The sequence below is a fragment of the Streptomyces sp. ISL-36 genome (genome assembly GCF_018614205.1).
Classification (GTDB): Bacteria; Actinomycetota; Actinomycetes; order Streptomycetales; family Streptomycetaceae; genus Streptomyces.
Genome location: NZ_JAGGOS010000002.1, coordinates 22202 through 47341, shown reverse-complemented (window position 1 = coordinate 47341; position 25140 = coordinate 22202). Strand labels below are relative to the sequence as shown.

The following is a 25140-nucleotide window of genomic DNA, read 5'->3' as shown; positions in this document are numbered from 1 at the left end:
CTTCTCCTCTACGCGGGGAGGCTGTCGCCGACGAGGGCGAGGTTCTGGATGGCGGCGAGCCCGAACAGGGCCGTGGTGTTGGTGCTGATCCACAGGTGCTCGTAGCCGGGTTCGAGCGCGGCGTGTCCTTGCACGGGGGTCTTGTCCCACACCATCGCCGAGGTGTAGCCGTCGCTGGAGTGGAACTTGGCCCAGGCGCGCTTGGCGAGGGCGGGGTCGTTCAACTGGGCGGCGGCGTAGGCGTCCTGGCGGGAGTGGCCCTGGAAGAGGAGCAGGGTGCCGAAGTTCTTGCCGTAGCGGGCCGCCTGTTCCGTCTTGGAGGCATTGAAGTAGCGGCAGTAGTCGAGCCAGGCGTTCTTGAACGCGGGCATGTCGACGAGGTCGATGAGTTCGGCGCACATCTCGACCAGGCCGAACATCGCGGAGAGGTGGGAGACGCCGACGACGGGCTCGGTCGCGACGGCGAAGCGGCCGGTGTCGAGGTCGTAGAGCCCGGTGCCCTGGACGAATCCGTTGGGCTGGGCGGCGATGGTCTCCATGGTGGAGCGCAGCCGTGCCTCGGCCTTCGCGGCCTTGGGTCCGCCGCGTTCCCACTCGGTGAGCCAGGCCGCGGCGAGACCGCTCCAGTCGGTGCCGAAGCCGATGGAGAGGGCGTGACGGTCCGGGGTGTAGGGCTCGGTGCGGATCTTGCGGATGGGGTCCAGGACGAGGAAGGTCTCGTCGGAGTCGACCAGTGCGTGCATGAGGTCGCCGACGCGTTCGTCGGCGGTGAGGTAGTAGTAGGGGCGGCGGTAGACGGCGGTGGAGATGCGCTGCTGCTTGGCGCTGTCCGCGAAGTGCTGGACGCCGTGGCGGGTGCCGAGGCCGGCCCAGGTGCCGAGGTGGTAGACGTCGACCTCGCCGGTGTGCCGGGTCATCGCCTCGGCGAAGCGGAAGATGTCGGAGCGACCCGAGCGCAGGTAGGCGTACCAGAGCCACAGGTCGGGAGAGAGCTCGGAGTTGTCCCAGGCGTAGCCGCCGACGTCGTACCGCCACTGGTGCCGGTCCTCGTCGTAGGTGTGCATGATGTCGCCGTAGTCCCAGAATCCGTACCAGCGGCGCTGCTCGGCCTGGTCCTTGTAGTAGGTGAAGAGGTAGTCGAGGTGGTCCTCGATCGAGGCCTTGGCGGGGGTGGAGCGGTCGACGGGGGCGAAGAGTCCGCCGAACACGCGGGCGCGGCTGAGGTCTTCGGGGCTCGCGGCGAGCTGGGGCGGGGTGGCGACGGCGGCTGCCTGGGCGACGAGCGTGTCGGCGGTGGGGGTGGAGCCGTTGACCCAGAACATCAGCTCGCTGGTGCGGGCGATGCCGTAGGGCGTGCCGAATCCGGGCTCGTGGTCCTCGTAGGTGATGTTGAGGCCTTCGAGCTGCTCGGGGAAGGTGTCCTGGCCCATGCCGTCGTGGTAGAAGCGCAGGTCCATGGGCTGGGCCTCCGGCGACCAGAGCCAGAGGGTGACCTCGGCGGCGTCCCCGGCGGCGCCGCGGATGTCGAGCTGGGCGGGGTGCTTCTGCCAGAAGTCGCGCAGTCCGAAGGAGAGTCCGCCGCTGACCCCGCCGACGTATCCGAAGCCGTTCGCGCGTCGTCCGCCGCCGGCCGGGATCCAGCCGTGCCCTGCCTTGGTGCGCTTGCGCAGCGAGAAGCCGTCGGCGGAGAGCTGGGAGAGGGTGTAGTCGCCCCAGGTCGGGATGTACTGCAGACGGGTGGTGACGCGCTGGTCCCAGGTGGCCGGGTCGGGCAGCTTCTCGCCCCTGACCTGGGCCGCGCGGACGGCGGGGCCGGGGTCGCGACGCAGTCCTGTGATGCCCTGTACGGCCTCGGTGAGGAAGCCCTCGCCCGCGCCCGCGATGCGGATGTGGCGGTCGTAGGCGGCGTCCCGCATCGGGACGGTGAAGCGGACGCCGAGGCCGCGGATGAAGTCCTTGTTCTGGTCTCCGTCATAGGTGATGGTGTGGACCATACGGAAGGAGTCGGCACCCGCGTAGAAGTAGAGACGGACCGAGAAGGGGAGCCAACTGCGGGTTGCCTTGCGGTGCTTGCCGTCGATACGGACCACGGCCCGGACGGGGCCGCGCTGTTCGACCGTCGCGCCGGTGATCTCGCCGTCGAACCGCTCCCACTTGGCGTTGCCCTGGTCGCCGTCGTCGAGGTCGCTCTGGCGCAGCAGCACGAGCCGCCCGTCGGTGGCGATCTTCACTCCGCCGCGCGTCACGGACTCGACGAGCTTCTCGCCGTCGCGGGAGACGACGGCCGTGACGGTGCCGGTGTCGATGGTGATCCGGCGGCCGGTCTCCGTGACGGTGATCCGCCGGGTGGCGGCGGCCGGGGTTCCGGGGGCCAGGGTGAACTTCTCCGCCCCGGCGGCCGCCGGGCCGACGGCGTGCGCGGTCCACTTGAGCGAGCCGTCGGGCCAGCGGGCGGTGGTCCAGGTCTGTACCGGGACTTCCTTGCCGTCGGCCGTGGTGAGCGCGAAGGTGCGGTCGGCGGGGTGTGCGCCCTTGGGCCACGGCACCCCGAAGGTGGAGCCGGGCGCCGCTCCCAGTCCGCCGTGCTCCAGCCAGGTGATGGTGGCCGGCTTCTCGGCGATGGGCGCCTCGGGGCCTGTCGCGGCCCGTGCGTCACCCCGCCCGAGGGCCCAGCTGAACTGGGCGGCGGCACCGGCGACGGCGGCGGCCTTGAGCAGAGACCTGCGAGGGATCGAGGACATACGATCGATTCCTTTCATGAGCATGACAGAGAGCGGCTCGTCGGCGCGTCCGCGAGCCGTGGAGGTACGGGGTGAGGGCCGGGGACGAGGCGGAGGGACCGCGGGGCCGACGGGCGGACGAGGGGGCGTGGGGCGGACGAGGGGCGAGGGGCGGACGAGGAGCGAGGGGCGAGCGGCGGACGAGGGGCGAGGCGGCGGCGCGTTGGACGCCGCCCCGCTCACCGGCCGGCCGCGCGCCTCTCCACCGCGAGGGTCGCCGCCATCGCCACACCCAGCGCCGGGGCCGCCAGAGGAACGACGAACCAGGCCGAGGCCGCGATCACGGCGAAGCCGCAGACGACGAGGAGGGAACCGGCCGGATCGCGGACCGTGCGGCGCGCCGCCGCGGCGAGCAGCGACCGCCAGGAGGAATCCGGACGCCAGGCCGCGCAGGCCCGCAGTACGGCGACGACCATGCCGATCGCGGCCAGGATCCCGAGCGCGCCGACGAGTCGGCCGCCCGGCAGCCCCGCGCGGACGATGAGGAGATCCACCCCCACCAGCGCGAGGGCGGCCCAGCTCGCCACCCCCACGATCCAGCCCCGGCGCGCGGCGGACCTCAGGTCCGCCACGAACGCGCGCCAACCGCTCTCCTCGTCCCCCGTCCAGCGGCGCAGGTGCGCCGCTCCCGCGGCCAGCGCCGCGGGAAGCGTCACCAGCGGCAGGGACGCGACGGCGATCCAGACCCCCACGAGGAGACACTCGGCGAACACGCCGAAGCGTTCCAGTGTCTGCGGCTTGAGCATGGACGAGGCCCCCTCAGCCCTTCAGTCCGGACGTGGCCATGCCGTCGATCAGATAGCGCTGGAAGGCCAGGAAGAAGAGCAGCACCGGCAGGAGCGCCACCAGCGACATGGCGATCATTCCGCCGTAGTTGGCGAGACCGTCCTGGTCGACGAACATCTTCAGGCCGAGCGACACCGTGTACTTCTCGGGTTCGTTGAGGTAGATCAACGGACCCATGAAGTCGTTCCACGCGTTGATGAAGGTGAAGATCGCGCTGGTGATCAGGGCCGGACGGCACAGCGGAAGGACGATCGACCAGTAGATCCGCAGATGCCCGCAGCCGTCCAGCCGCGCCGCCTCGTCCAGCTCCTTGGGCAGGTTGCGCATGAACTGCATCATCAGGAAGACGAAGAAGGCATCGGTCGCCAGGTACTTGCCGAGCAGCAGCGGCGTGTAGGTGTTGACGAGCTCCAGCTTCTGGAAGAGCACGTACTGCGGGATGAGCAGCACGTGGTACGGAAGCAGCAGCGTGCCGATCATCACCGCGAAGAGCAGCCCCCGCCCGGCGAAGCCGATCCTGGCGAAGGCGTAGGCGGCCAGCGAGCAGGAGATGACGACGCCGACCACCGAACCGAGCGCAAGGAAGAGCGAGTTGCCGAAGAAGGTGGAGATCGGGATGTCCGCGATGCCGTCGGCGAGCCGGCGGTAGTTCTCCAGGATCGGTTCGGTGGGGAACAGCTGCAGACTGCCGACGATCTCGTCGTTCGGTTTCAGCGAGCCGCCGAGCACCCAGACGACCGGGTAGAGGACGACCGCGAGGACGGCCAGCGCTCCCACGTGCCAGGCGATCGATCCCGTACGCCTCGACGTGCTCGTCATGGTCATCGGGACGCCTCCTCGTAGTGCACCCAGCGCCGCTGGGACCAGAACAGCACCGCGGTCACCAGGCCGACGGCGAGCAGCAGCATCCAGGCCATCGCCGAGGCGAAGCCCATCCGGCTGTTCTCGAAGCCCTGGATGTAGAGGTAACAGGTGTAGACGAGCGTGGCGTCGGCCGGGCCGCAGGAGTTGCCCTGACCGCCGAGGATGTACGCCGAGCCGAAGACCTGGAAGGAGTGGATGGTCTCCAGGAGCACGTTGAAGAAGAGAACGGGTGACACCATCGGCAGGGTGATGTTCCAGAACCGGCGCCACGTGCCCGCGCCGTCCATCTCCGCCGCCTCGTAGAGCTCGCGCGGGACCTGCTTGAGTCCCGCAAGGAAGATCACCATCGGGGCGCCGAACTGCCAGACGGTCAGGGCGACCAGGCTGTAGACGATCCGGTCCGGGTCCCCTATCCAGCCGCCCGCCTCCAGGCCGAACACCTGCTGCGTACGGTCGACGACGGCGCCGTCCGAGAAGATCGCGCGCCAGACGATGGCGATGGAGACGCTCGCGCCGATGAGCGAGGGGGCGTAGAACGCCGCCCGGTAGAAGCCCTGGCCCGCGCGCTTCTGATTGAGCAGGAGCGCCACCCCGAGGGCGGCGGCCAGCTTGAGCGGCGTACCGACGATCACGTACCAGCTCGTCACCTCCACCGAGGTGCGCCAGCGCGGGTCGGCGAACATCTCGGTGAAGTTGCTCAGGCCGATCCACCGCGGGGCGTCGAAGAGGTTGTAGTCGGTGAACGCGAAGTAGAGCGAGGCGACCATCGGTCCCGCGGTGAGCAGGACGAAGCCGGCGATCCACGGGGACATGAAGAGGTATCCGGCCAGGTTCTCGCGGCGGGCCCGGCGGCGGCCGGCGGCTCGCGAGGGGGCCGTGGGGCCGCCCCCGGCCGCGGTGCCCGGCGCTTCGGGCTCCACGGCCGGCGGCGCCGGCGGTACGTGTGTCACGGCGGGTCCCATCAGGAGCCGAGCGCCGTCTTGGACTCGGTGAAGTACTGCTTCACCGCGTCTCCCACCGACCGCTTGCCCAGGGCCATCTCCTCCGCGAGACGCAGGAAGGCCGCCTCGCAGACGTCCGCGCCCGCCGGGTGGGGCGTGATCGTCTCCAGGACACCGGAGTCCACCAGCTGCTGCTCGTAGGCGGCGATCTGCTGGGCGACCGGGTCGGTCGGCTTGAACGCCTCGTACTGGGCGGTGGTGGCCGGGACACCGCGGTCGAAGCCCATGATCCTGGCGACCTCCGGGTCGTGGACCATGAAGTCGATGAACTGGGCGACCTCCTTGGGGTGCTTGGTGCGCCTGGATCCGCTGAGCATCAGCGAACCGAGGTACTGCCCGGTCCTCTTGCCGTCGGTCGTCGGGATGGGCGCGAGGCCGTATTCGCTCTTGCCCTCCGCCGTGTAGCGGATGGCGAAGTTGTCCCAGGTGAACTCGGAGGCGGCCAGTTCGGCGGTGACGGCCGACTTCGGCCTCGCCTGGGCGACCTTCCCCGGGGCCGCGTGGACGCCCGACCGGACCCCGGCGTACGCCTTGGTCCACCAGTCGGTGAGATCCGCCTCGGTGAAGCCGAGCCCGTCCTTGGTGAAGAACGCCTTGCCGTGCTGGCGCAGGTAGAGGTCGTAGAGGTACATCACGCCGTACATCCCGCTGTCGCCGGCCCGGCCCTGGGTGTCGCGGATCTTGGCGAGGGCGGCGTCGAATTCGCCCCAGGTCCAGCCGGGCCTGGGCGTGATGCCCGCCTTGGTGAACAGGGTCCGGTCGACGACGAGCGCCATCGAGTTGCTGCCGACCGGGACGCCGAGGAGCTTGCCGTCGACCTCGCCGAACTTCTCGAGCCCGGCCCGGAAGCCGTCGAGGCGGAGGTTGCCGGCCTTGACCTGGGCGTTCAGGTCGAGCAGGACGTTCTTCTCGTCGTACTTCCGCAGGAAGCCGATCGCGTTCTGGAAGACGTCCGGCGGATTGCCGCCCGACGCCTGGGTGTTGAACTTCTTCCAGAAGTCGGCGTAGGGCTGGAAGTCCGTCTTGATCTTGATCTTCGGGTACTTCTTCTCGAAGAGCGCGATGGACTGGTTGATCCGCTTGGCGCGGTCGTCGGACCCCCACCAGGCATAGCGGAGGGTGACGGTCCCGTCTCCGGAGCCGCTTCCGCCGCCACATCCGGCCGCGGTCAGGCCGAGAGCGGCCATTGAGCCGCCCGCGAGCTTGAGCAGACCCCGTCGGTCAACAGTGCTGGTCGTACGCACAGTTCGTCCTCCCGCGCGTGATTGAAACGTTTTAGGAAAGCGCTTGCTGGGACAACGTAGAGACGGCCGACCCGTACGTCAACGGTTCGGACGGATCCGTTCGAAGCGCTTGGGGGGAAGAGCCGTTCAGGCCAGTCTGATGACGTTCCACGACAGCGGTGCCAGGACGGTCCTCAGGGTGCCGTCGCTCAGCGTGCCGCCCTCCACCAGGCGTGGGGCGACCCGCTCCGGATCGGCGGCCGTGTTGCGCGCCTCGGGGTCCGCGTCCGCGAGCACGCTGTGCTCGACGATCCGGCTCAGATCCAGCCCTCGCAGGGCCACTTCGAGCGGCAGGGACTCGCTCCGGCCGCGGTTGACCGCGAACACGGTCACGCCGCCGTCCCCGTTCCGTACGGCGGTGGCGTGCAGCAGCGGGACCTCGCCGAAGCGCTTCGTCGCGTACGTCGGCGCCTGCACGCGCACGTCGAGGACCGTGCCGCGTCCGTGGCGCGAGGCCTGGGCGAAGGGGAAGAACGTGGTCTGGCGCCAAGCCGCCCCGCCCGGCTCGGTCATGATCGGTGCGATGACGTTGACGAGCTGGGCGAGACACGCGACGGCGACCCGGTCGGCATGGCGCAGCAGGGCGATCAGGAGCGATCCGAGCACGACGGCGTCGGTGACGGTGTAGACGTCCTCCAGGAGGCGTGGGGCCTCCTGCCAGTCCTCGACGGGGTGGGGGTTGGGACGGCGCTGGTACCAGACGTTCCACTCGTCGAAGGAGAGGGTGATCCGCTTCTCGGACTTCAGCCGGGCACCGATGTGGTCGCAGGTGGCGACGACCTGTTCGATGAAGGACTCCATGTCGACGGCGGAGGCGAGGAAGGAGTCCCGGTCGCCGTCGACCTCCTCGTAGTAGGCGTGGAGGGAGATGTGGTCCACGAGGTCGTACGCCTCGGTGAGGACGGCGGCCTCCCATGCGGCGAAGGTCGGCATGGCGCGGCTGGAGCTGCCGCAGGCGACGAGTTCGAGGCCGGGGTCGATCTGGCGCATGGCGCGGGCGGTCTCGGCGGCGAGCCTGCCGTACTCGGCGGCGGTCTTGTGGCCGGTCTGCCAGGGCCCGTCCATCTCGTTGCCGAGGCACCACAGCCGGATGCCGAAGGGGTCCTTGTCACCGTGCGCGATCCGGCGCTCGGAGAGTGCGGTGCCGGCGGGGTGGTTGGCGTATTCGAGCAGGTCCAGCGCTTCGGCGACGCCGCGGGTGCCGAGGTTGAGCGCCATCATCGGCTCGGCCTGCGGCCCGATCTTCCGGAGGAAGGCGAGGAACTCGGCGAGGCCGAATCGGTTGGTCTCGGTGGAGCGCCAGGCGAGGTCGAGGCGGCGGGGCCGCTCCTCGACCGGCCCGACGCCGTCCTCCCACCGGTGGCCGGAGACGAAGTTGCCGCCGGGGTAGCGGACGGCGGTGACGCCCAGTTCGCGGACCAGCTCCAGGACGTCCGTGCGCAGGCCGTCCTCGTCGGCGGCGGGGTGGCCGGGCTCATGGATGCCGGTGTAGACGCAGCGGCCGAGGTGTTCGACGAACGAGCCGAAGAGACGGGGGTCGACGGGACCGACGGCGAAGTCGGGGTCGAGGGCGAAGCGGGCGGTGTCGGGGGACATACAGCTCCTGGCGTTCGAAATCTCGAATACTGATCGTCACTTCGAACAGGACCGTAGGAGGGGAGCCCTGGCTCGTCAATGGGTTCCGCGCGTCGAGCCAATGCGCCCCCGGCGCACGAAGGGCCGGCCGGACCCGGGGAAGCGGGCCGGCCGGCCTTGTCGTACGCGGAGCTGCCTCCCGCGGGGCGCTGCTATTCGAGCAGCTCCGCGTACGAGCCCATGGCCAGGGCGATGTCCGCCTGGGCCCAGAACCGGTGGTACGTGAAGACGGGCGCGGCGCCGCCCGCCAGATAGGCCTCGATCTTCGGCCAGGCCGGGTCGTCCTGGTAGAAGGAGCGGATCGAGGCGAAGGTGGACGAGGAGTTCACCGGGTCGGCGTTCGGCATGGTGCCGGTCCAGCCGCTCGGCACGTACACCGGGTCGTCGAAGCGGTTGTAGTCGGCCCGGGTCTCCGGGACGGCGATGCCCAGGGAGTCCTGGTGGTGGGCCCACATGCCGTCGAGGAGCGCCTTGGCGACCCGCTTGGCCTCGGCGTGCCCGGACTTCGCCGCGTAGTAGGTCAGAGTCTTGGCATAGGCGGCGGCCACGCCGACGTCGTCGGTGTAGTCGGCCACGGTGACGTGAAGTCCCGTGTTGGCGCCGGGGCTCGAGGGGTTCCAGGTGTCGGGGGCGCCGGACCACTGGAGGGTGGAGGGGATGCGGTAGGTGCCGTCGGGGTTGATCGTGGTCTTCGACAGCGCCCAGCCGACCCACTTGTCGAGCACGGTCTTGGCGGCCGCGTCGCCGGTCTGCCGGTAGTACTCCGCCACCCGCTCCATGGACCAGGCCTGGAAGCCGAACCACTGGTTTGACGCCGGGTCGTGGTAGACGGGCTTCTCGTCGTAGAAGAGGCCGTGGAAGGTGGGTGTCCCGGTCGGCGGCTGCGCGTAACGGCCCTGCCAGCTGTTGGTGGCGCCGCCCGCGATGGCACCTTCGGAGGACTGGAGCCAGCGGTAGAACTCCAGCTGCCGGTCCAGGCTGGTCGCCCAGTCGGCCGCGCCGGTCGCCGACTTGGGCTTCAGCGGTGCGTACTCGCTCAGCGCGTAGGCGGCGAGCGGGTTCTGGTAGCCGCCGTGGGCGTGGCTGGAGCCGATCCGCCAGGACCAGCCGGCGCTGGTGTCGGTGGCGCCGCCCCAGGCGTAGTACCAGGACATCAGGTAGTGCGCGCTGTTCTTGCCGGTGCCGGCGGGGCAGACCGTCGGGCCGACGCAGTTCCCGGACTTCTTGAAGTACTTGTCGAACATGGCGTAGCGCAGGTAGTCGCCCATCTTGGCCGCCTTGGAGACGGTCGAGGTGACCTGGGCGCCCTTGCCCTGCTCCTTGGCCCAGATGTCGGCCCAGTAGGCGGCCTGGACCGCGCGGGCGTCGGCGTCCGGGGCGTTGGTGAACTTCCACTGCTTGGCGTAGGAGGCGTCCCCGGTGAAGAGGTCGAGGTAGCCGTTCTTCCCGCCGTAGCGGAAGCTGTCGCAGGTGGGGTGGGGGACGGTCTCCCAGACGGACTCCTGCGGCCCGCGCTGGAAGGTGTTGATGTACGAGGGTCCGGTCGCCGTCGGCCCGGCGGAGCACTTTCCGGGCTCGTTGCCGAAGCCGTAGACGTTGTCGACGTCCTGGAGCCAGTGCATGCCGTAGATGTCGTCCGTGCCGTACGCGCTCTTCAACTCGGCCGCGATGGGGTCGGAGCCGGCCGTGACGCCGCCGTCGAGCCGGGCCGGGTACTGCGACGGGAGGTCGTGCTCGGGCGCGTAGGTCGCGGGCTTGGAGGCGTTGTAGCTGCTGTTCGTGGGCTGGTCGGCGTGGGTGGGGATCATGTACTTCTCCATGGTGTCCCACGCGCCGTTGAACTTGGTCCAGTCCCCGGTGATCTTGCCGTACATCGCCTGGAGCCAGATCAGATAGCTGTACGCCTCCGAGGTCGTCTCGTGCCCGTGGTCGGGGGCCTCGACGATCAGGGTCTCGACGGAGTGGTACGGAACGCCCTCGGGCGAGAAGTAGCCGTTGGCCGGGTTCGTGATCTTCCCGTGGAGGTCGAGGAAGCGGGCGTCGTACGTGGAGTCGGCCGCCAGTTGGGCGACGGTCACCTCGGCCTTGGCATGGCCGGGGGCGGTCGCGGTGAAGACGGCCGAGCCGGTTCCGGTGGCCGCGGCGGCGACGGTGACCTTCTGGGCGGTGTTCCAGTTCGCCGGCGTGAAGGTGAGCGTGGCCGGGCTCGCGCTGAGGCCCGTGTTGCCCGAGGTCCGGGCGACGCTCACCGCGACGTTCGCGGACGGCTGGGTGGAGAGCTTCAGGTCGAAGGTGCCGGTGGCGCCCTGCCGTACGCCGAACTGGGCCGGGGTGGCGATCAGCGCGGGCCCCGCGGCGACGGTGATGCCGACCGGGGCCGACTCGGCGGAGGCGCCGAGGCTGTCGTAGGCCTTGGCGTAGAGCGAGTGGGAGCCGGCGGCGAGACCGGAGGCGCTGAGGGCGTACGGCGCCGTCGTGTCCGTGCCGAGCAGGGTGGTGTCGCTGTAGAACTCGACCTTGCTCACGGTGGCCTGGTCGGCGGCGGCCGCCGTGGCGGCCAGCGGGATCGGGTCGCCTTGGGTGAAGACCGCCCCGGCGGCCGGGCTGGTGAGCACCGCGATCGGCGGCTGGTGGGCGCCGGTGCAGGCGGTGCCGTTCACGGCGAAGGCGGTCGGGGCGGCGTTGGCCCCGCTGTAGGTGAACTGGGCCCCGGTCGTGACGGCGGCTCCGGCGGCGACCGTCCTGTTCCAGGACGCGTTCGCGACCGTGACGGTCTTCCCCGACTGGGACCAGGTGCCGTTCCAGCCGTTGGTCAGCTGCTGGTTGCCGGTGTGCGCATACGTCAGGGTCCAGCCGTCGAGCGGGGTGGTGGCGCGATTGGTGAGGGTCAGCTCGGCGGTGAAGCCGGACCCCCAGTCGTTGGTCTTGTAGTCGACGCTGCACTGCACCGTCGCTGCGTGGGCCGTGGTACCGCCGACGGCGGTCAGGCCCAGGGGGAGGGAGAGGACCGCGGCCAGCGCGGTGAGCAGGTGGCGTCGTCTGCGGATCGGGGGGCGTCCGCGGGTCGGGGGTGAGGGCATGCGGGTGGCTCTCCTCGCGGCTCGGAGGGGCGGTGTGGAGGGGTACGCGAAGCCTTGGACACAAGCTCTGAACCAGTGGGAGCGCTCCCACTGTGCAGTCGGGGCGGAACGGCGTCAAGGTGCGCGAAGAGTCGAAGGCATTCGACAGGGAAAGTTGACAACTCCTCTTTTCCTTGGGGCGAGTTGCCGCTACGGTCTGGGCCCACCAGTGGGAGCGATTCCGTCAGTCGGCGCGTCGTCAGGTACGCGCCCTCGCTGCAAGGAGTCGCTCATGCGACATCCCCCGCGTTTGTCCGCGCTGCTCGCAGGAGCGGCGCTCACGATGGCGAGCACCGCTCTCGCCGTCGTCGGTACGGCCTCAGGAGCAGTGGCCGCGCCGGTGTGCACGGTGCGGTACTCGGTCGTCGGCCAGTGGGCCGGCGGCTTCCAGGGTTCCGTCACCGTCACCAACAACAGTGCCGCGCTGAGCGGTTGGAGCCTCGGCTTCGACTTCCCGGCCGGTCAGCAGGTCAGCCAGGGCTGGGGCGGCAAGTGGTCCCAGACCGGGGCGAGGGCCACAGCCGTCAACGAGAGCTGGAACGGTTCGCTCGGCACGGGTGCGAGCGTCACCGCCGGCTTCATCGCGTCCTGGTCGGGCACCAACACCGCGCCCACCACGTTCACGCTCAACGGCACGGCCTGCACCACCGGCCCGGGCCCGACCGACCCGACTCCGACCCCCACGCCCACAACGACGTCCACGCCCACACCGACACCGACCCCGACACCCACCCCGACGCCCACGGATCCGACCGATCCGCCCGGCCCCGTCCCCGGCGCGCCCGAGCTGAGCGTCACCGGCAACCGGCTCACCGACCAGAATGGCGCCACCCGCCGTCTGCTCGGCGTCAACCGCTCCGGCGGTGAGTTCATGTGCGTCCAGGGCCACGGCTTCTTCGACGGTCCCGTCGACGACGCCTCGGTCCGCGCCATCGCGGACTGGAAGGCCAACACCGTCCGCATCCCGCTCAACGAGGAATGCTGGCTCGGCCTGGACAACATCAAGCCCGAGTACCGGGGCGCGAACTACGTAAACGCCGTCAAGGGCCTGGTCGACAAGGTCCTCGCCCACGGCATGACCCCGATCGTCGAGCTGCACTGGACGTACGGGCAGTACACCGGCAACTCGGCGGGCTGCTCCGACGTCCACGCCTCCTGCCAGAAGCCGATGCCGAACGCCCAGTACACCCCGGCGTTCTGGACCTCGGTCGCCGACACCTTCAAGGCCGACCGCCGTATCGTCTTCGACCTGTTCAACGAGCCCTATCCCGACCGGGCTACGCCGACCGCCGCGCAGGCCTGGACGTGCTGGCGCGACGGCGGCACCTGCCCGGGCATCGGCTACGAGGTCGCCGGCATGCAGGACCTGGTGGACGCCGTCCGTGCGACGGGCGCCCGCAACCTCGTCCTCGTCCCGGGCATCGCGTACTCCAACGACCTGAGCCAGTGGCTCGCCCACGCCCCCACCGACCCGGCGGGCCGTCTCGCCGCCGCCTGGCACGTCTACAACTTCAACACCTGCTCCACCGAGGCCTGCTGGGACAGCACCCTCGCGCCGGTCGCCGCCCGGGTCCCCCTGGTCGCGGGCGAGATCGGTGAGAACACCTGCGGTCACGCCTTCATCGACCGCGTCATGAAGTGGTTCGACGACCGCTCCCTGTCGTACCTCGGCTGGACCTGGAACACCTGGAACTGCTCCTCGGGACCGGCCCTGATCACCTCGTACGACGGAACCCCCACCAGTTTTGGCATCGGGCTGCGCGACCATCTGCGCGCCCTGAACTGAAAGGCACCCCGCGAAATGAGCCGCACGACCACGCGCACGACCCCTCGTACAACGAGCCGCACCACAGGCCGCACCGCCCTGCTGGCGGCCATCGGACTGATCACGGCGACCGGCGCCACGGCCACCGTCATGACGACCACCGCGGGCGCCGCCGCCGCGGGCTGCAAGGTCGAGTACCAGGTCACCAACCAGTGGAACACCGGCTTCGGAGCCAATGTCGTCGTCACCAACACCGGTGACCCGCTGAGCGCCTGGACCCTGGAGTGGTCCTACGCGGGCGACCAGAAGGTCACCCAGGGCTGGAACGCCACGATCACCCAGTCCGGCGCCGCCGTGACCGCCAAGAGCCTCTCGTACAACGGAAGCCTGGCCACGGGTGGTTCGACCTCCTTCGGCTTCAACGGCTCCTACAGCGGGACGAACGCCGTCCCCGCGACCTTCACGCTCAACGGAGTCACCTGCAACGGCGCGACCCAGCCGCCCACCACTCCCCCGACGACCCCGCCCACCACACCTCCCACCACACCTCCCACGACACCACCGACGACACCGCCGCCGACCGGCACCAAGGCCGACAACCCGTACGCCGGCGCCAAGGTCTACGTGAACCCCGAGTGGTCCGCCAAGGCGGCGGCCGAGCCGGGCGGCACCAAGGTCTCCAACCAGCCCACCGGTGTCTGGCTCGACCGCACGGCCGCCATCGCCGGCGTCAACGGCGGCATGGGCCTGCGCGACCACCTCGACCGGGCCCTGGTCCAGAAGGGCAGCGGCGAGCTCGTCGTCCAGCTGGTGATCTACAACCTGCCCGGGCGCGACTGTGCCGCGCTCGCCTCCAACGGCGAACTGGGCCCGACCGAGATCGACCGGTACAAGACCCAGTACATCGACCCCATCGCCGCCATCCTCGCCGACCCGAAGTACGCGGGCCTGCGGATCGTCACGACGGTCGAGATCGACTCACTGCCGAACCTCGTCACCAACGTCTCCGGGCGCCCGACGGCCACCGCCAACTGCGATGTGATGAAGGCCAACGGCAACTACATCAAGGGCGTCGGCTACGCGCTCAACAAGCTGGGCTCCCTCGCCAACGTCTACAACTACGTGGACGCGGGCCACCACGGCTGGCTCGGCTGGGACGACAACTTCGGCCCCTCCGCCGAGCTCTTCAAGCAGGCGGCGACCGCCGAGGGCTCCACGGTCTCCAAGGTCCACGGATTCATCGTCAACACCGCCAACTACAGCGCGCTGAAGGAGGACCACTTCACGATCGACGACTCCGTCAACGGCGTCTCGGTGCGCCAGTCGAAGTGGGTGGACTGGAACCGATACACGGACGAGCTGTCGTACGCCCAGGCCATGCGCGCCAAGCTGGTCTCGATCGGCTTCGACGCCAACCTCGGCATGCTGATCGACACCTCGCGCAACGGCTGGGGCGGTACGGCCCGGCCCACCGCCCCCGGTGCGCGGACGACCGTCGACACCTATGTGAACGGCGGGCGCTACGACCGGCGGATCCACCTCGGCAACTGGTGCAACCAGTCCGGTGCGGGGCTCGGCGAACGGCCGAAGGCCGCGCCGGCCGCGGGCATCGACGCGTACGTGTGGATGAAGCCCCCGGGCGAGTCGGACGGCGCCAGCAAGGAGATCCCGAACAACGAGGGCAAGGGATTCGACCGGATGTGCGACCCGACGTACACGGGCAACGCGCGGAACGGCAACAGCATGTCCGGGGCGCTGCCCGACGCGCCGCTCTCCGGCCAGTGGTTCTCGGCCCAGTTCCAGGAGCTGCTGAAGAACGCCCACCCGGCGCTGTGACGCACCACCGCCCGTGAGGGCGGCGGCCGGCCGGAACCCGGTTCCGGCCGGCCGAGCTCAGCGCCGGACCTGGCTCGATCCCCGTACGACCAGCTCCGGCTGGAGCACGACCTGTTGGTGCCGGTGGGCGGCTGCCTGCTCACCGGCCTCGTCGAGCAGCAGCTCGGTGGCCATGGCTCCCAACGTGGCGGCCGGCTGCCGTACGGAGGTGAGCGGTACGGCGGCCGCGGCGGCGAACTCGATGTCGTCGTAGCCCACGATGGCGATGTCCTGAGGGACCCTGACCCCCGCCGCGTACATCGCCTGGAGCACCCCGAGCGCGAGCAGGTCGTTGGCGCAGAAGACGGCCGTCGGACGCTCCACCATCCCGAGGAGCCGCGCTCCCGCGTCCCGCCCGGAGTTCACGTCGAGCCGGTCGGCGCCGATCTCGCGCAGGGCGTCCGGAGGCAGCCCCGCCTCGGCCAGCGCGTTCAGCGCGCCGGTGCGCCGGTCGCGGACCTGGAGGAGGTGGCCCTGACCGCTGATGTAGGCGATCGAGCGGTGGCCCAGGGACACCAGATGGCGGACGGCCATGGCGCCGCCCGCGACATCGTCCACGGAGACCGAGCAGCCGCCGGAACCGCCGGCCACCCGGTCGACGAGCACGAACGGGATGCCGTGCCGCCGGAACTCCTGGAGGTTGGATCCGCTGGGGTCGGCCGGGGTGATCAGGACGCCGTGCACGCGCTGCTCGGCGAAGAGGGAGAGGTACTCGGCCTCGGCCGCGGGGCTCTGGTCGCTGTTGCACACCATCACGCTCAGCCCGGCGGCGCGCGCGGTGCGCTCGGCACCCCGCGCCAGGTCGACGAAGAACGGATTGCCCATGTCGAGGACGAGCAGGGAGAGAAGGCGGCTCCGCCCCGCGCGCAGCTGGCGCGCCGACTCGCTGCGCACATAGCCGAGCCGGGCGATCACCTCCTGCACATGACGGCGGGTGCGCTCCGAGACGAGATCGGGCCGGTTGATCACGTTGGAGACCGTCCCGACGGAGACGCCCGCTTCGCGCGCCACGTCCTTGATCCCGGCTCCCTGTCCGCCGCCGGCTCCCGCGCCCGCCGCCCCTGCAGTACGACTCACCTGTCGTGTCCCGCCTCTTCACCGGTTCAACCGTCCGACTCGTCGGACCGGATGGTACCAACGAGCGCCCTGAATCGATTCACCCCGGCGGGATCCTGCTGCACGGGCTCCGCCCCTGGAACGCGCCTGCGCCCTAGCGGGTGTCGCCCTCCCAGTCCCAGTGGTACGGGTCGCCGTCGCGCGGTCCGTACCGGGCGCTGCCGCCCGGCCCGTACGTGCCTATCTCGGTGGCGAGGGCGGCCCCCTCCTGGAGCTGCTCCGTCGTCCAGCCGGTGACGTCGAGAAGCAGGCCGTCCAAGGGCCCCGCCACCAGTTCCCGGTAGACGTGCCCCGGCCGGGGCCCGGGATCGGGGTCGTCGTGGTCCGCGCCGTACACGCGGCCTCGCATCAGCTCGTCCATACCCGGCAGCATCGCACCCACCACTGACACTCGCCCGGCCGCGGCCGTTCCTTCGGTCCGCCGGGGCGATGTTCCGGTCCTGGGGGACGTCGCCGGGTTCACTGCGCCGCTCGTTCCCGGAGTGTCGTGTGCCAGGCCGGGGGCGGCTCCTCGGGCTCGGCCTCGGCGCGGCGGCCGCCGCGGGCGAAGAAGTCGGCGAGCGGCAGGATCGCCGCGCCGACCGTCACGGCGTCCGGCCCGAGGGTGCCGAGATCGATGCGCACATGGGCGGCCGGATACGCCAGGGCGTAGGAAGTGGCGTGGGCCCGTACCGAGTCCAGGAAGCGGGAGCCGAGCTGCAGCCCGGCCCAGCCGCCGACAAGGATCCGTTCGGGCTGGAAGAGGTTGATGAGGTCGGAGAAGCCCGCGCCGAGGTACTCGGCGGTCTCCTCCAGGACGGCGACGGCGGTCGCGTCGGCCTCCGGCACGGTGCCGTCGGCCTCCGGGGCGGGATAGGCGGCGGCGAGCATCGCGGTCAGCGCGGTCTCCTCGTCCACGCCCGTGGGCGGTCGTCCGCCCGCCTCCGCCCAGCGCTGCAGCAGCGCCTCCGCTCCGGCGTACGCCTCCAGGCAGCCCTGGGCGCCGCAGCGGCAGCGGCGGCCCCGGACCCGTACCGTCAGATGCCCCCACTCCACGGCGCGGCCCGGCCGCATGTCGTCCGCGACGACGCAGGCGCCGACTCCCGAGCCGAAGAGCACCACCACGGCGTTGCGCGCGCCCCGCCCGGCACCGAACCACATCTCCGCCTGGCCGAGGGTCTTGGCGCCGTTGTCGATGAAGTACGGGACGGTCTCGGGCAGCAGCCGGGACTCGCGCAGCAGGCGCTCCAGCGGCACCGCGTCCCAGCCGATGGTCTGACCGTGCACGACGGCGCCGTCCTCCGGAGTCCTGGCCACGATGCCCGGCACGCCGACACCGACGCCCAGCAGACGCTCCGCGGCGATCCCGGCCCGCTCCAGGACCTCGGCGATGCCTTCGCGGAGGTGGCCGACGACGACGCCGACGTCGTAGCGGTCGACGCGGCGCGGCGCTTCCGTCTCCAGCGGCCGCTCCACGCGCGCCAGTTCGGTGAGGGCCAGGTCGAAGAGTTCGATCCGCACCCGCGTCTCGCCGACGTCCACGCCGATCATGTATCCGCTGTGCGGACTGATGCGCAGCAGGGTGCGGGGGCGGCCGCCGGCGGAGTCGACGCTGCCGGCCTCCTCGACCAGTCCCTCGGCGACCAGCTCGGCCACGACGTTGCTCACCGAGCCCGAACTCAGTCCGGTGACCGGTCCGAGCGAGAAGCGGCTCAGGGGCCCGTCGAAATACAACCGTTGCAATACCGCGGTGCGGTTCTCCCGCCGCAGGTCACGCACCGTACGGCCGCTGCGAACTTTCACCCTGCCCCCTCGTCTTCGTGTCCCTGCAGGCAACATACCGCTGCCACGCCCCTTGACGCGTCCTCCGCCCGAGGTTTAACTCACATCCTAAATTAAGCCGTGAGGGCATGGGGACGGAACGCGGGACGCAAGCGGCGTCTCCCCTCGCGGGTGACCCGCCACTCCACGAAAGGCCCCTGGAGTCATGCGCAGAATCAGAGCCGCGGCCGTCGGTGCCGTCACCCTCTCCCTCGTCCTCGCGGCGGCCGCCTGCGGCGGCGGCTCCACCGGCGGTGGCGGCTCCAACGAGCAGCCGAGGACGCTCACCTACTGGGCATCCAACCAGGGCGCGAACATCGAGGTCGACAAGAAGGTCCTCCAGCCCGAACTCGACAAGTTCGAGAAGGAGACCGGCATCGAGGTGAAGCTGGAGGTGGTGCCCTGGAGCGACCTGCTCAACCGCATCCTCACCGCCACCACCTCGGGCCAGGGACCCGACGTCCTCAACATCGGCAACACCTGGAGCGCCTCCCTCCAGTCCACCGGCGCACTGCTCCCCTGGGACGAGGAGAACTTCGGGAAGATCGGCGGCAAGGACCGCTTCGTGCCCTCGGCGCTCGGCTCCACCGGCGTCCAGGGCCAGGACCCGGCGGCCGTCCCGCTGTACTCCATGGCGTACGCGCTCTACTACAACAAGAAGATGTTCGCGGACGCCGGCATCACCGAGCCGCCGGCCACCTGGGACGAGCTGGTCGCCACCGGCAGGAAGCTGACCACCGACGGCACCTCCGCGATCGGCGTCGAGGGGTCGAACCTCTCCAACAACATCCACCAGGTCTTCGTCCTCGGCAAGCAGCACGGCGCGGACTTCTTCACCCCCGACGGTAAGCCCGACTTCACCTCCGACGGGGCCGTCGCCGCGGTGAAGCAGTACGTCGACCTGATGGCCGAGCACCGCATCGTCGCCAAGGGCAACGCCGAGTACGCGCAGAACCAGTCCCTCAGCGACTTCGCCAACGACAGGACCGCGATGGTGCTGTGGCAGACCGCCTCCGCCACCTTCGCGTCGCACGGCATGAAGGAGGACGAGTGGGGCGTGGCCCCCGCTCCCGTCCAGTCCGGCGCACCGGGCCAGGGCAAGGCAGTCAACTCCATGGTCGCCGGCATCAACATGGCCGTCTTCAAGAACACGAAGAACATCGACGGCGCCATGAGGTTCGTGAAGTTCATGACCGGCGACGAGGAGCAGAAGATCCTCAACAAGGCGTACGGCTCGATACCGCCCGTCACCTCCGCCCAGCAGGACCCCGCCTTCGCCACCCCGGCCCTCGCCGTGCTGCGGAAGACCCTCGCCACCAGCGCCGCCGCCCTCCCGCAGGTCCCCGAGGAGTCTCAGTTCGAGACCGTCGTCGGCACCGCGGTCAAGGAGCTGTTCGCCGAGGCGGCCGCCGGGCAGCCGGTGACCGCGGAGTCGGTGCGCGCCAAGCTCGAGAAGGCCCAGCAGCAGATGCCCAAGAAGTGAGCCCGACACCGATATGACCACCACCGCCATCGAACCGGCGGGACGGACGGTACGGAAGTCCCCACCCGGGAGCGCGCCCATCCCGCGCCCTCCCGGGCGGCTGCGCCGTGTCTCGCTCCCGTACCTGCTGCTGCTTCCCGCGCTGCTCCTGGAGCTCCTGGTCCACCTGGTGCCGATGCTCATCGGCATCACCATGAGCTTCAAGGAGCTCACCCAGTTCTTCATCCGGGACTGGACCACCGCTCCCTGGGCCGGCCCGGACAACTACTCCGTCGCCCTCGACGTCGACGCGCCCCTGGGGCGGGCGCTGTTGAGCTCCTTCCTCACCACCTGTCTGTTCACCCTGCTCTCCGTCGGCCTGTGCTGGCTGCTCGGCACCGCGGCCGCCGTCTTCCTCCAGGAGACGTTCCGGGGCCGGGGGATCCTGCGCACGCTCTTCCTCGTGCCGTACGCGCTCCCGGTCTACGCCGCGGTCATCACCTGGGCGTTCATGTTCCAACGGGACAACGGGCTGGTGAACCACGTCCTGCACGACCAGCTCGGGCTCACCGACAGCCCGCCGTTCTGGCTGATCGGCGAGAACAGTTTCGTCACGCTGCTGGTCGTCTCGGTGTGGAAGGGCTGGCCCTTCGCCTTCCTCATCATGATGGCGGGCCTGCAGAACATCCCCCGGGAGATCTACGAGGCCGCCGCCCTCGACGGGGCGGGCGTGTGGCAGCAGATCCGCCGGATCACCCTGCCGTCGCTGCGGCCGGTCAACCAGGTTCTCGTCCTGGTCCTCTTCCTGTGGACGTTCAACGACTTCAACACGCCGTTCGTGCTGTTCGGCAAGGCCGCGCCCGAGGCGGCCGACCTGATCTCGCTCCACATCTACCAGTCGTCGTTCCAGACATGGAACTTCGGGACGGGCGCGGCGATGTCCGTCCTGCTGCTCCTCTTCCTGCTCGTCGTGACCGGGGTCTACCTCCTGGTCACCTCCCGAGGAAGGAGGACGGGCGATGTCTGATCACACCGCGCCCCGGCCGCCCCGCTCCCCGATGGCGCCTCCGCGGTCCTTCCTGTGGAGCCGGCGGATCTTCCTCACGCTCCTCACCGGCTTCGTCCTGCTGCCGGTGTACGTCATGGTCTCCAGCTCCCTGAAGCCGCTGCAGGACGTCTCGGGGACGTTCCATTGGATCCCCTCGGAAGTGACGGTCCAGCCGTACTTCGACATCTGGGAGACCGTCCCGCTCGCCGACTACTTCGTCAACTCCCTGGTCGTGGCGGGCTCCGCGACCGTCTGCTCCGTCGTCATCGCCGTCTTCGCCGCCTATGCCGTCAGCCGCTACTCCTTCCGCGGCAAGCGGGTGTTCACGGTGACGGTGCTGTCGACCCAGATGTTCCCCGGCATCCTGTTCCTGCTGCCGCTGTTCCTGATCTACGTCAACATCGGCAACGCGACCGGGATCGCCCTGTTCGGCTCGCGGGGCGGGCTGATCCTCACCTATCTCACCTTCTCCCTGCCGTTCTCGATCTGGATGCTCATCGGGTACTTCGACTCGGTGCCGCGCGACCTGGACGAGGCGGCCGAGGTCGACGGATGCGGGCCGCTCGGCGCCCTCTTCCGGGTCGTCGTGCCCGCGGCGATCCCCGGCATCGTCGCCGTCGCCGTCTACGCCTTCATGACCGCCTGGGCCGAGGTGCTGTTCGCCTCGGTGATGACCGACGACACCACCCGCACGCTCGCGGTCGGTCTCCAGGGCTACTCCACCCAGAACGAGGTGTACTGGAACCAGGTCATGGCCGCCTCGCTCGTCGTCAGCGTGCCCGTCGTCGCCGGATTCCTCCTCCTCCAGCGCTATCTCGTCACCGGGCTGACCGCCGGAGCGGTCAAGTGACGCCTCCCACCCCTCCGTTCTCCTCCGAGAGGTTCTCCGTGATCGATCTTGCAGCCTTTCCCCGCGACTTCGTCTGGGGCACGGCCACATCCGCCTACCAGATCGAGGGAGCCGTCGGGGAGGACGGCCGGGCGCCCTCCATCTGGGACACGTTCTCCCACACCCCCGGCAAGGTCGACAACGACGACCACGGCGACGAGGCCTGCGACCACTACCACCGGTGGCCCGAGGACATCTCGCTGATGAAGCGGCTCGGCACCGACGCGTACCGCATGTCGCTCGCCTGGCCGCGCGTCGTGCCGGACGGCGACGGGCCGGTCAACGCGGCCGGCCTCGACTTCTACGACCGTCTGGTCGACGGCCTGCTCGACGCCGGCATCACCCCGTCGGTGACCCTCTACCACTGGGACCTCCCCCAGTCCCTGCAGGACCGGGGCGGCTGGACGGTACGGGACACCGCCGAGCATCTCGCCGCGTACGCCTCCGTCGTGGCCGGACGGCTGGGCGACCGGGTCACCCAGTGGGCCACCCTCAACGAGCCCCTGTGCTCGGCGTGGATCGGCCATCTGGAGGGCCGGATGGCCCCGGGCCTGACCGACCTGACTGCCGCGGTGCGCGCCTCGTACCACCTGCTGCTCGGCCACGGCCTCGCCACGCAGGCCGTTCGGGCGGCGGCGCCCGGTGCCCGGGTCGGACTCGTGACCAACCACTCCACCGTGGAGGCGGCCTCGGCCCGACCCGAGGACGTCGCGGCCGCCGTCCGCGGGGACGGTCACACCAACCGCTGGTGGCTCGACCCCGTGTACGGCCGGGGCTTCCCCGCCGACATGCGGGAGCTCTACGGCGTCGAACTGCCCGAGCGGGCCGGCGACATGGAGACGATCGCCGCTCCGCTGGACTGGCACGGCCTCAACTACTACTTCCCCGTCGTCGTCGCCGACGACCCCGAGGGGCCCGTCCCGTACGCCCGGGAGGTACGCGTGCCCGGCCTCCCGCGCACCGGCATGGACTGGCCGGTCGACGACTCGGGCCTGGAGGCGCTGCTGCTGCGCCTCACCGACGACTACGGCGTCCGCACGCTGTACGTCACGGAGAACGGCTCCTCCTTCCCGGACACCGTGGGCCCCGACGGCGCGGTCCACGACCCCGAGCGCACCCGCTACCTGGAGCAGCACCTCGCGGCCTGCGCGCGCGCCGTCCGCAAGGGGGCGCCGCTGGCCGGCTACTACGCCTGGTCGCTGCTCGACAACTTCGAATGGGCCTACGGCTACGACAAGCGCTTCGGGCTCGTCCACGTGGACTACGCGACGCAGGTACGCACGCTCAAGACGAGCGGACACCGGTACGCGGAGATCATCCGCGCGCACCGCGAGGCCTCGGCCGGCAGCTGAGTGACGCGACGGGGAAGGGCCCCGGCCACCGGATCTTCTCCGGCGGCCGGGGCCCTTCGTGTGAGCGGTCCCTTCGGGGGGCCTTCGTGGGGTGGATCCCTCCCTGGGGGGCGGGGGTCAGGGGTAGGAGACGACCGTGGACGGGATCGTCGACGTCCCCGAGGTCGACGCCCCGATGTCGTTGATGACGTGCTCGTACTGGCCGTTCCCGCCGAGCGAGACGACGAGCAGGTGGTGGAACTTCACCCCGGGCCGCACCGGGGCCTTGAAGCCGTGGCCCTGACGGATCGTCGGGTTCACGTTGTAGTAGCAGTAGCTGCCCAGGCCCCAGCCCTCGTGGGTGGTGACGGAGTCGTCGACCCGGTAGGCGGCGTACCCCTTGGTCGAGCCGTTCTGGATGGCGGCCTGGTCGGGTGCGTCGTACGCCTTCTCGTTCTGGAAGAAGACGGTGCGGCCGCGCTCGCCGAACCACTCGACGTCGTACTTGTTGAAGTGCTCGACGAACAGGCCGGTGGCGAGCACGTCGTCGCCGTTGACGCGGACGCCGTAGTCGGCGCGGTTGGTCTCCCAGCCCACGCCGTCGCCGTGGTCGGCGCGCCAGACCCAGGTGTGGTCGACGATGGTGTCGTCGCTGTTGACCACCATGCCGGTGGTGGCCTTGCCGGGGCCCGCTCCACCGATGCGCAGGTAGACGTCCTGGACGGTGGTGGGGTTGGCGGCGTGGTCCGCGGAGGCTCCCTGGGGGCCGATCTCCAGCAGCGTCGGGGAGTTGACCGGGCCCGCGTCGACGAGGAATCCGGCGAGTCGCACGCCGTCGACGTCGGCGACCCGCAGGGCGGTCACGCCGTTGTCGGGGATGATCGTGGCCAGGCCGAGGCCGAGGACGATGGTGTTCGCCCGGTCGACCTCGATGGTCCGGTCGACGTGGTAGACGCCCGGGGTGAAAAGCAGGTGCAGCCCCTGGGCGAGGGCGGCGTTGATGGTCGCCGCCGTGGCGCCCGGCTTGACGACGTAGAAGCGGCCGAGCGGGATCGATTCACCCTGCGGGGTGCCGTTCGCCCAGGTGGTGCCGCGCGCGTTGGTGCGCTTGGCCGGAGCGAACACCTTGTACTCGTTGCCGTCGAGGTACAGGAACGGCTTCTCGCGGGAGATCGGCGTGGTGTCGAGGGTGGTGTACGGCGGGTCGGGGAAGCCGGTGGCCGGGGCGCCCTCGACGCCGGAGAAGACCTGGTTCCACACGGCGTTGGACCAGCCGCCGATCGCGCTGTCGCGGGTGTACCACTGCTGCTGCGAGTAGTTGCCGATCTGCCCGTCGACCTTGGTGTCGGCGATGTAGCCGCCGCTGGCCCAGCCGTAGCCGTTCGGAGCCAGGTTCAGGCCGCCCCTGACGTGCATGCGACGGAAGGACTGCCGCCTGTGAGACCGCCCAGCGGTTGGTCCCGTTGACCGGGTTCAACGCCAGGTTCTCCGCCGACCGCCAGAAGTTCTGGGTGGCGTTGCCGTTGAACCACCCGGCATCGACCGTCACATCACCGTTGATGGTGGTGTCGTCGGGCCGCAGCCCGAGTCCCGCGATCTGGGTGTAGAAGCCGATCTGGGCGTTGAGACCGTTGTACGTACCGGGCTTGAACAGGAACGCGTGCCGGCCGGTGCCGAACTGCGCGGACTCCTGCTCGCGGAAGACCTGGTCGAGCTTGGCCTGGATGCCGGGCGTGGACGGGTCCATGATGTGCACGTTCGGGCCGAGGTCGCCGCCGCCGGGCAGGACGGGCCCGCCGCCGATGGTGCCGTGGACCTGGAACTCCCAGAGGGAGTAGCCGTAGCCGGTCGCCCTGGTGACACCGTGCATCCGTACGTAGCGGGCGGTCCCGGAGACGGCGATGCTCTCGGTGCCGCCGGCGCCGCCGGTCGTCGAGTGGGCCGTCGACCAGTTCGTGCCGTCGGTCGAGAGCTCGATGCGGTAGCCGGTGGCGTAGGCGGCCTCCCAGCGCAGTTCGACGCGCTCGACGGAGGCCGGGGCGCCGAGGTCGACCTGGAGCCACTGGGGGTCGGAGAAGGCACTGGACCAGCGTGTGCCGGGGTCGCCGTCGACGGCGGCGGTCGCCGGCGTACCAGCGTGCTCCTGGCTGGAGGCGGTGACCGGCTTGCCCTGGGAGAGCAGCACGGGGGCGGCCTGGGCGGCTGAGGCGGGAAGGAGGGCGAGCAGGGTGGCGACGAGGGCGGTGACGACGGTCCCGGCGAGGCCCCTGCGGGCTGCGGAGACGGTTTGTCGCCGGGGTGGCGGCGGCGCCGCGACGGGTCTGCCGAGTACGGGCACGAGAGGCCTCCGGTGGTCGTGGGTCGGCTGGCTGACGGTGATCGGCTT

At 70.3% G+C, this 25140-nt stretch carries 16 protein-coding genes and 1 pseudogene; 6 read left to right on the top strand and 11 right to left on the bottom strand.

The genetic code is table 11. From position 1 onward, the window contains the following. Positions 1–8: 8 nt before the first annotated feature. From J7E93_RS00475 to J7E93_RS00445, 7 genes are all read right to left on the bottom strand, one after another. Positions 9–2741: a Tat pathway signal sequence domain protein gene (locus J7E93_RS00475; RefSeq protein ID WP_215064999.1), complete on the bottom strand. Its 2733-nt coding sequence runs from the start codon at positions 2739–2741 to the stop codon at positions 9–11. Between the two features lie 218 nt (positions 2742–2959). Then, positions 2960–3526, bottom strand: coding sequence for a hypothetical protein (locus tag J7E93_RS00470; RefSeq protein WP_215064997.1), 567 nt, complete (start codon positions 3524–3526; stop codon positions 2960–2962). A 13-nt stretch (positions 3527–3539) separates the two neighbouring features. Continuing rightward, a complete protein-coding gene (locus J7E93_RS00465; RefSeq protein WP_251065825.1) occupies positions 3540–4391 on the bottom strand; it encodes a carbohydrate ABC transporter permease in 852 nt (283 codons plus the stop codon). Continuing rightward, positions 4388–5392, bottom strand: a complete 1005-nt coding sequence (locus J7E93_RS00460) for a carbohydrate ABC transporter permease (RefSeq protein ID WP_215064989.1) — start codon at positions 5390–5392, stop codon at positions 4388–4390. The genes J7E93_RS00465 and J7E93_RS00460 overlap by 4 nt, the downstream gene beginning before the upstream one ends. Then, positions 5392–6618, bottom strand: a complete 1227-nt coding sequence (locus J7E93_RS00455) for an ABC transporter substrate-binding protein (RefSeq protein WP_215065031.1) — start codon at positions 6616–6618, stop codon at positions 5392–5394. The genes J7E93_RS00460 and J7E93_RS00455 overlap by 1 nt, the downstream gene beginning before the upstream one ends. Positions 6619–6801: 183 nt before the next feature. Next, entirely contained in the window at positions 6802–8310 is a 1509-nt protein-coding gene (locus J7E93_RS00450) for an alpha-N-arabinofuranosidase (protein ID WP_215064987.1), read from the bottom strand. A gap of 191 nt (positions 8311–8501) precedes the next feature. Beyond that, positions 8502–11429: a glycoside hydrolase family 48 protein gene (locus J7E93_RS00445; protein WP_215064985.1), complete on the bottom strand. Its 2928-nt coding sequence runs from the start codon at positions 11427–11429 to the stop codon at positions 8502–8504. Between the two features lie 271 nt (positions 11430–11700). On the opposite strand from J7E93_RS00445, the gene J7E93_RS00440 reads away from it, so the two are divergent. After that, positions 11701–13254 carry a cellulase family glycosylhydrolase gene (locus J7E93_RS00440; RefSeq protein ID WP_215064983.1) on the top strand — a complete coding sequence of 518 codons (1554 nt, stop codon included), beginning with the start codon at positions 11701–11703 and terminating at the stop codon, positions 13252–13254. 15 nt (positions 13255–13269) lie between these two features. Then, complete coding sequence (locus J7E93_RS00435; protein WP_215064981.1) at positions 13270–15069, top strand: glycoside hydrolase family 6 protein; 1800 nt, start codon at positions 13270–13272, stop codon at positions 15067–15069. A gap of 57 nt (positions 15070–15126) precedes the next feature. On the opposite strand, the gene J7E93_RS00430 is transcribed toward J7E93_RS00435, so the two are convergent. The 3 genes from J7E93_RS00430 to J7E93_RS00420 all read right to left on the bottom strand — a co-directional run bounded on the left by J7E93_RS00430 (position 15127) and on the right by J7E93_RS00420 (position 18006). Continuing rightward, positions 15127–16185: a LacI family DNA-binding transcriptional regulator gene (locus J7E93_RS00430; protein WP_215064979.1), complete on the bottom strand. Its 1059-nt coding sequence runs from the start codon at positions 16183–16185 to the stop codon at positions 15127–15129. 133 nt (positions 16186–16318) lie between these two features. Further along, positions 16319–16585: a hypothetical protein gene (locus J7E93_RS00425; RefSeq protein ID WP_215064977.1), complete on the bottom strand. Its 267-nt coding sequence runs from the start codon at positions 16583–16585 to the stop codon at positions 16319–16321. 98 nt (positions 16586–16683) lie between these two features. Next, positions 16684–18006 carry an ROK family protein gene (locus J7E93_RS00420; protein WP_215064975.1) on the bottom strand — a complete coding sequence of 441 codons (1323 nt, stop codon included), beginning with the start codon at positions 18004–18006 and terminating at the stop codon, positions 16684–16686. Between the two features lie 184 nt (positions 18007–18190). Here J7E93_RS00420 and J7E93_RS00415 point away from each other — a divergent pair, with 184 nt between their 5' ends. From J7E93_RS00415 to J7E93_RS00400, 4 genes are read left to right on the top strand one after another with little or no spacing between them, the layout of a single operon-like run. Next, on the top strand, positions 18191–19507 hold the full coding sequence (locus J7E93_RS00415; RefSeq protein ID WP_215064967.1) for a sugar ABC transporter substrate-binding protein: 1317 nt from the start codon (positions 18191–18193) through the stop codon (positions 19505–19507). Positions 19508–19520: 13 nt separating this feature from the next. Continuing rightward, complete coding sequence (locus tag J7E93_RS00410; RefSeq protein WP_215064965.1) at positions 19521–20513, top strand: carbohydrate ABC transporter permease; 993 nt, start codon at positions 19521–19523, stop codon at positions 20511–20513. 31 nt (positions 20514–20544) lie between these two features. Then, positions 20545–21384, top strand: a complete 840-nt coding sequence (locus J7E93_RS00405; protein ID WP_215065029.1) for a carbohydrate ABC transporter permease — start codon at positions 20545–20547, stop codon at positions 21382–21384. 38 nt (positions 21385–21422) lie between these two features. Next, positions 21423–22775 (top strand): GH1 family beta-glucosidase, encoded by a 1353-nt coding sequence (locus tag J7E93_RS00400; protein ID WP_215064963.1) that lies wholly within the window; start codon positions 21423–21425, stop codon positions 22773–22775. Between the two features lie 117 nt (positions 22776–22892). On the opposite strand, the pseudogene J7E93_RS00395 reads toward J7E93_RS00400, so the two are convergent. Then, a pseudogene (locus J7E93_RS00395) lies at positions 22893–25092 on the bottom strand (discoidin domain-containing protein). Positions 25093–25140: the final 48 nt, after the last annotated feature.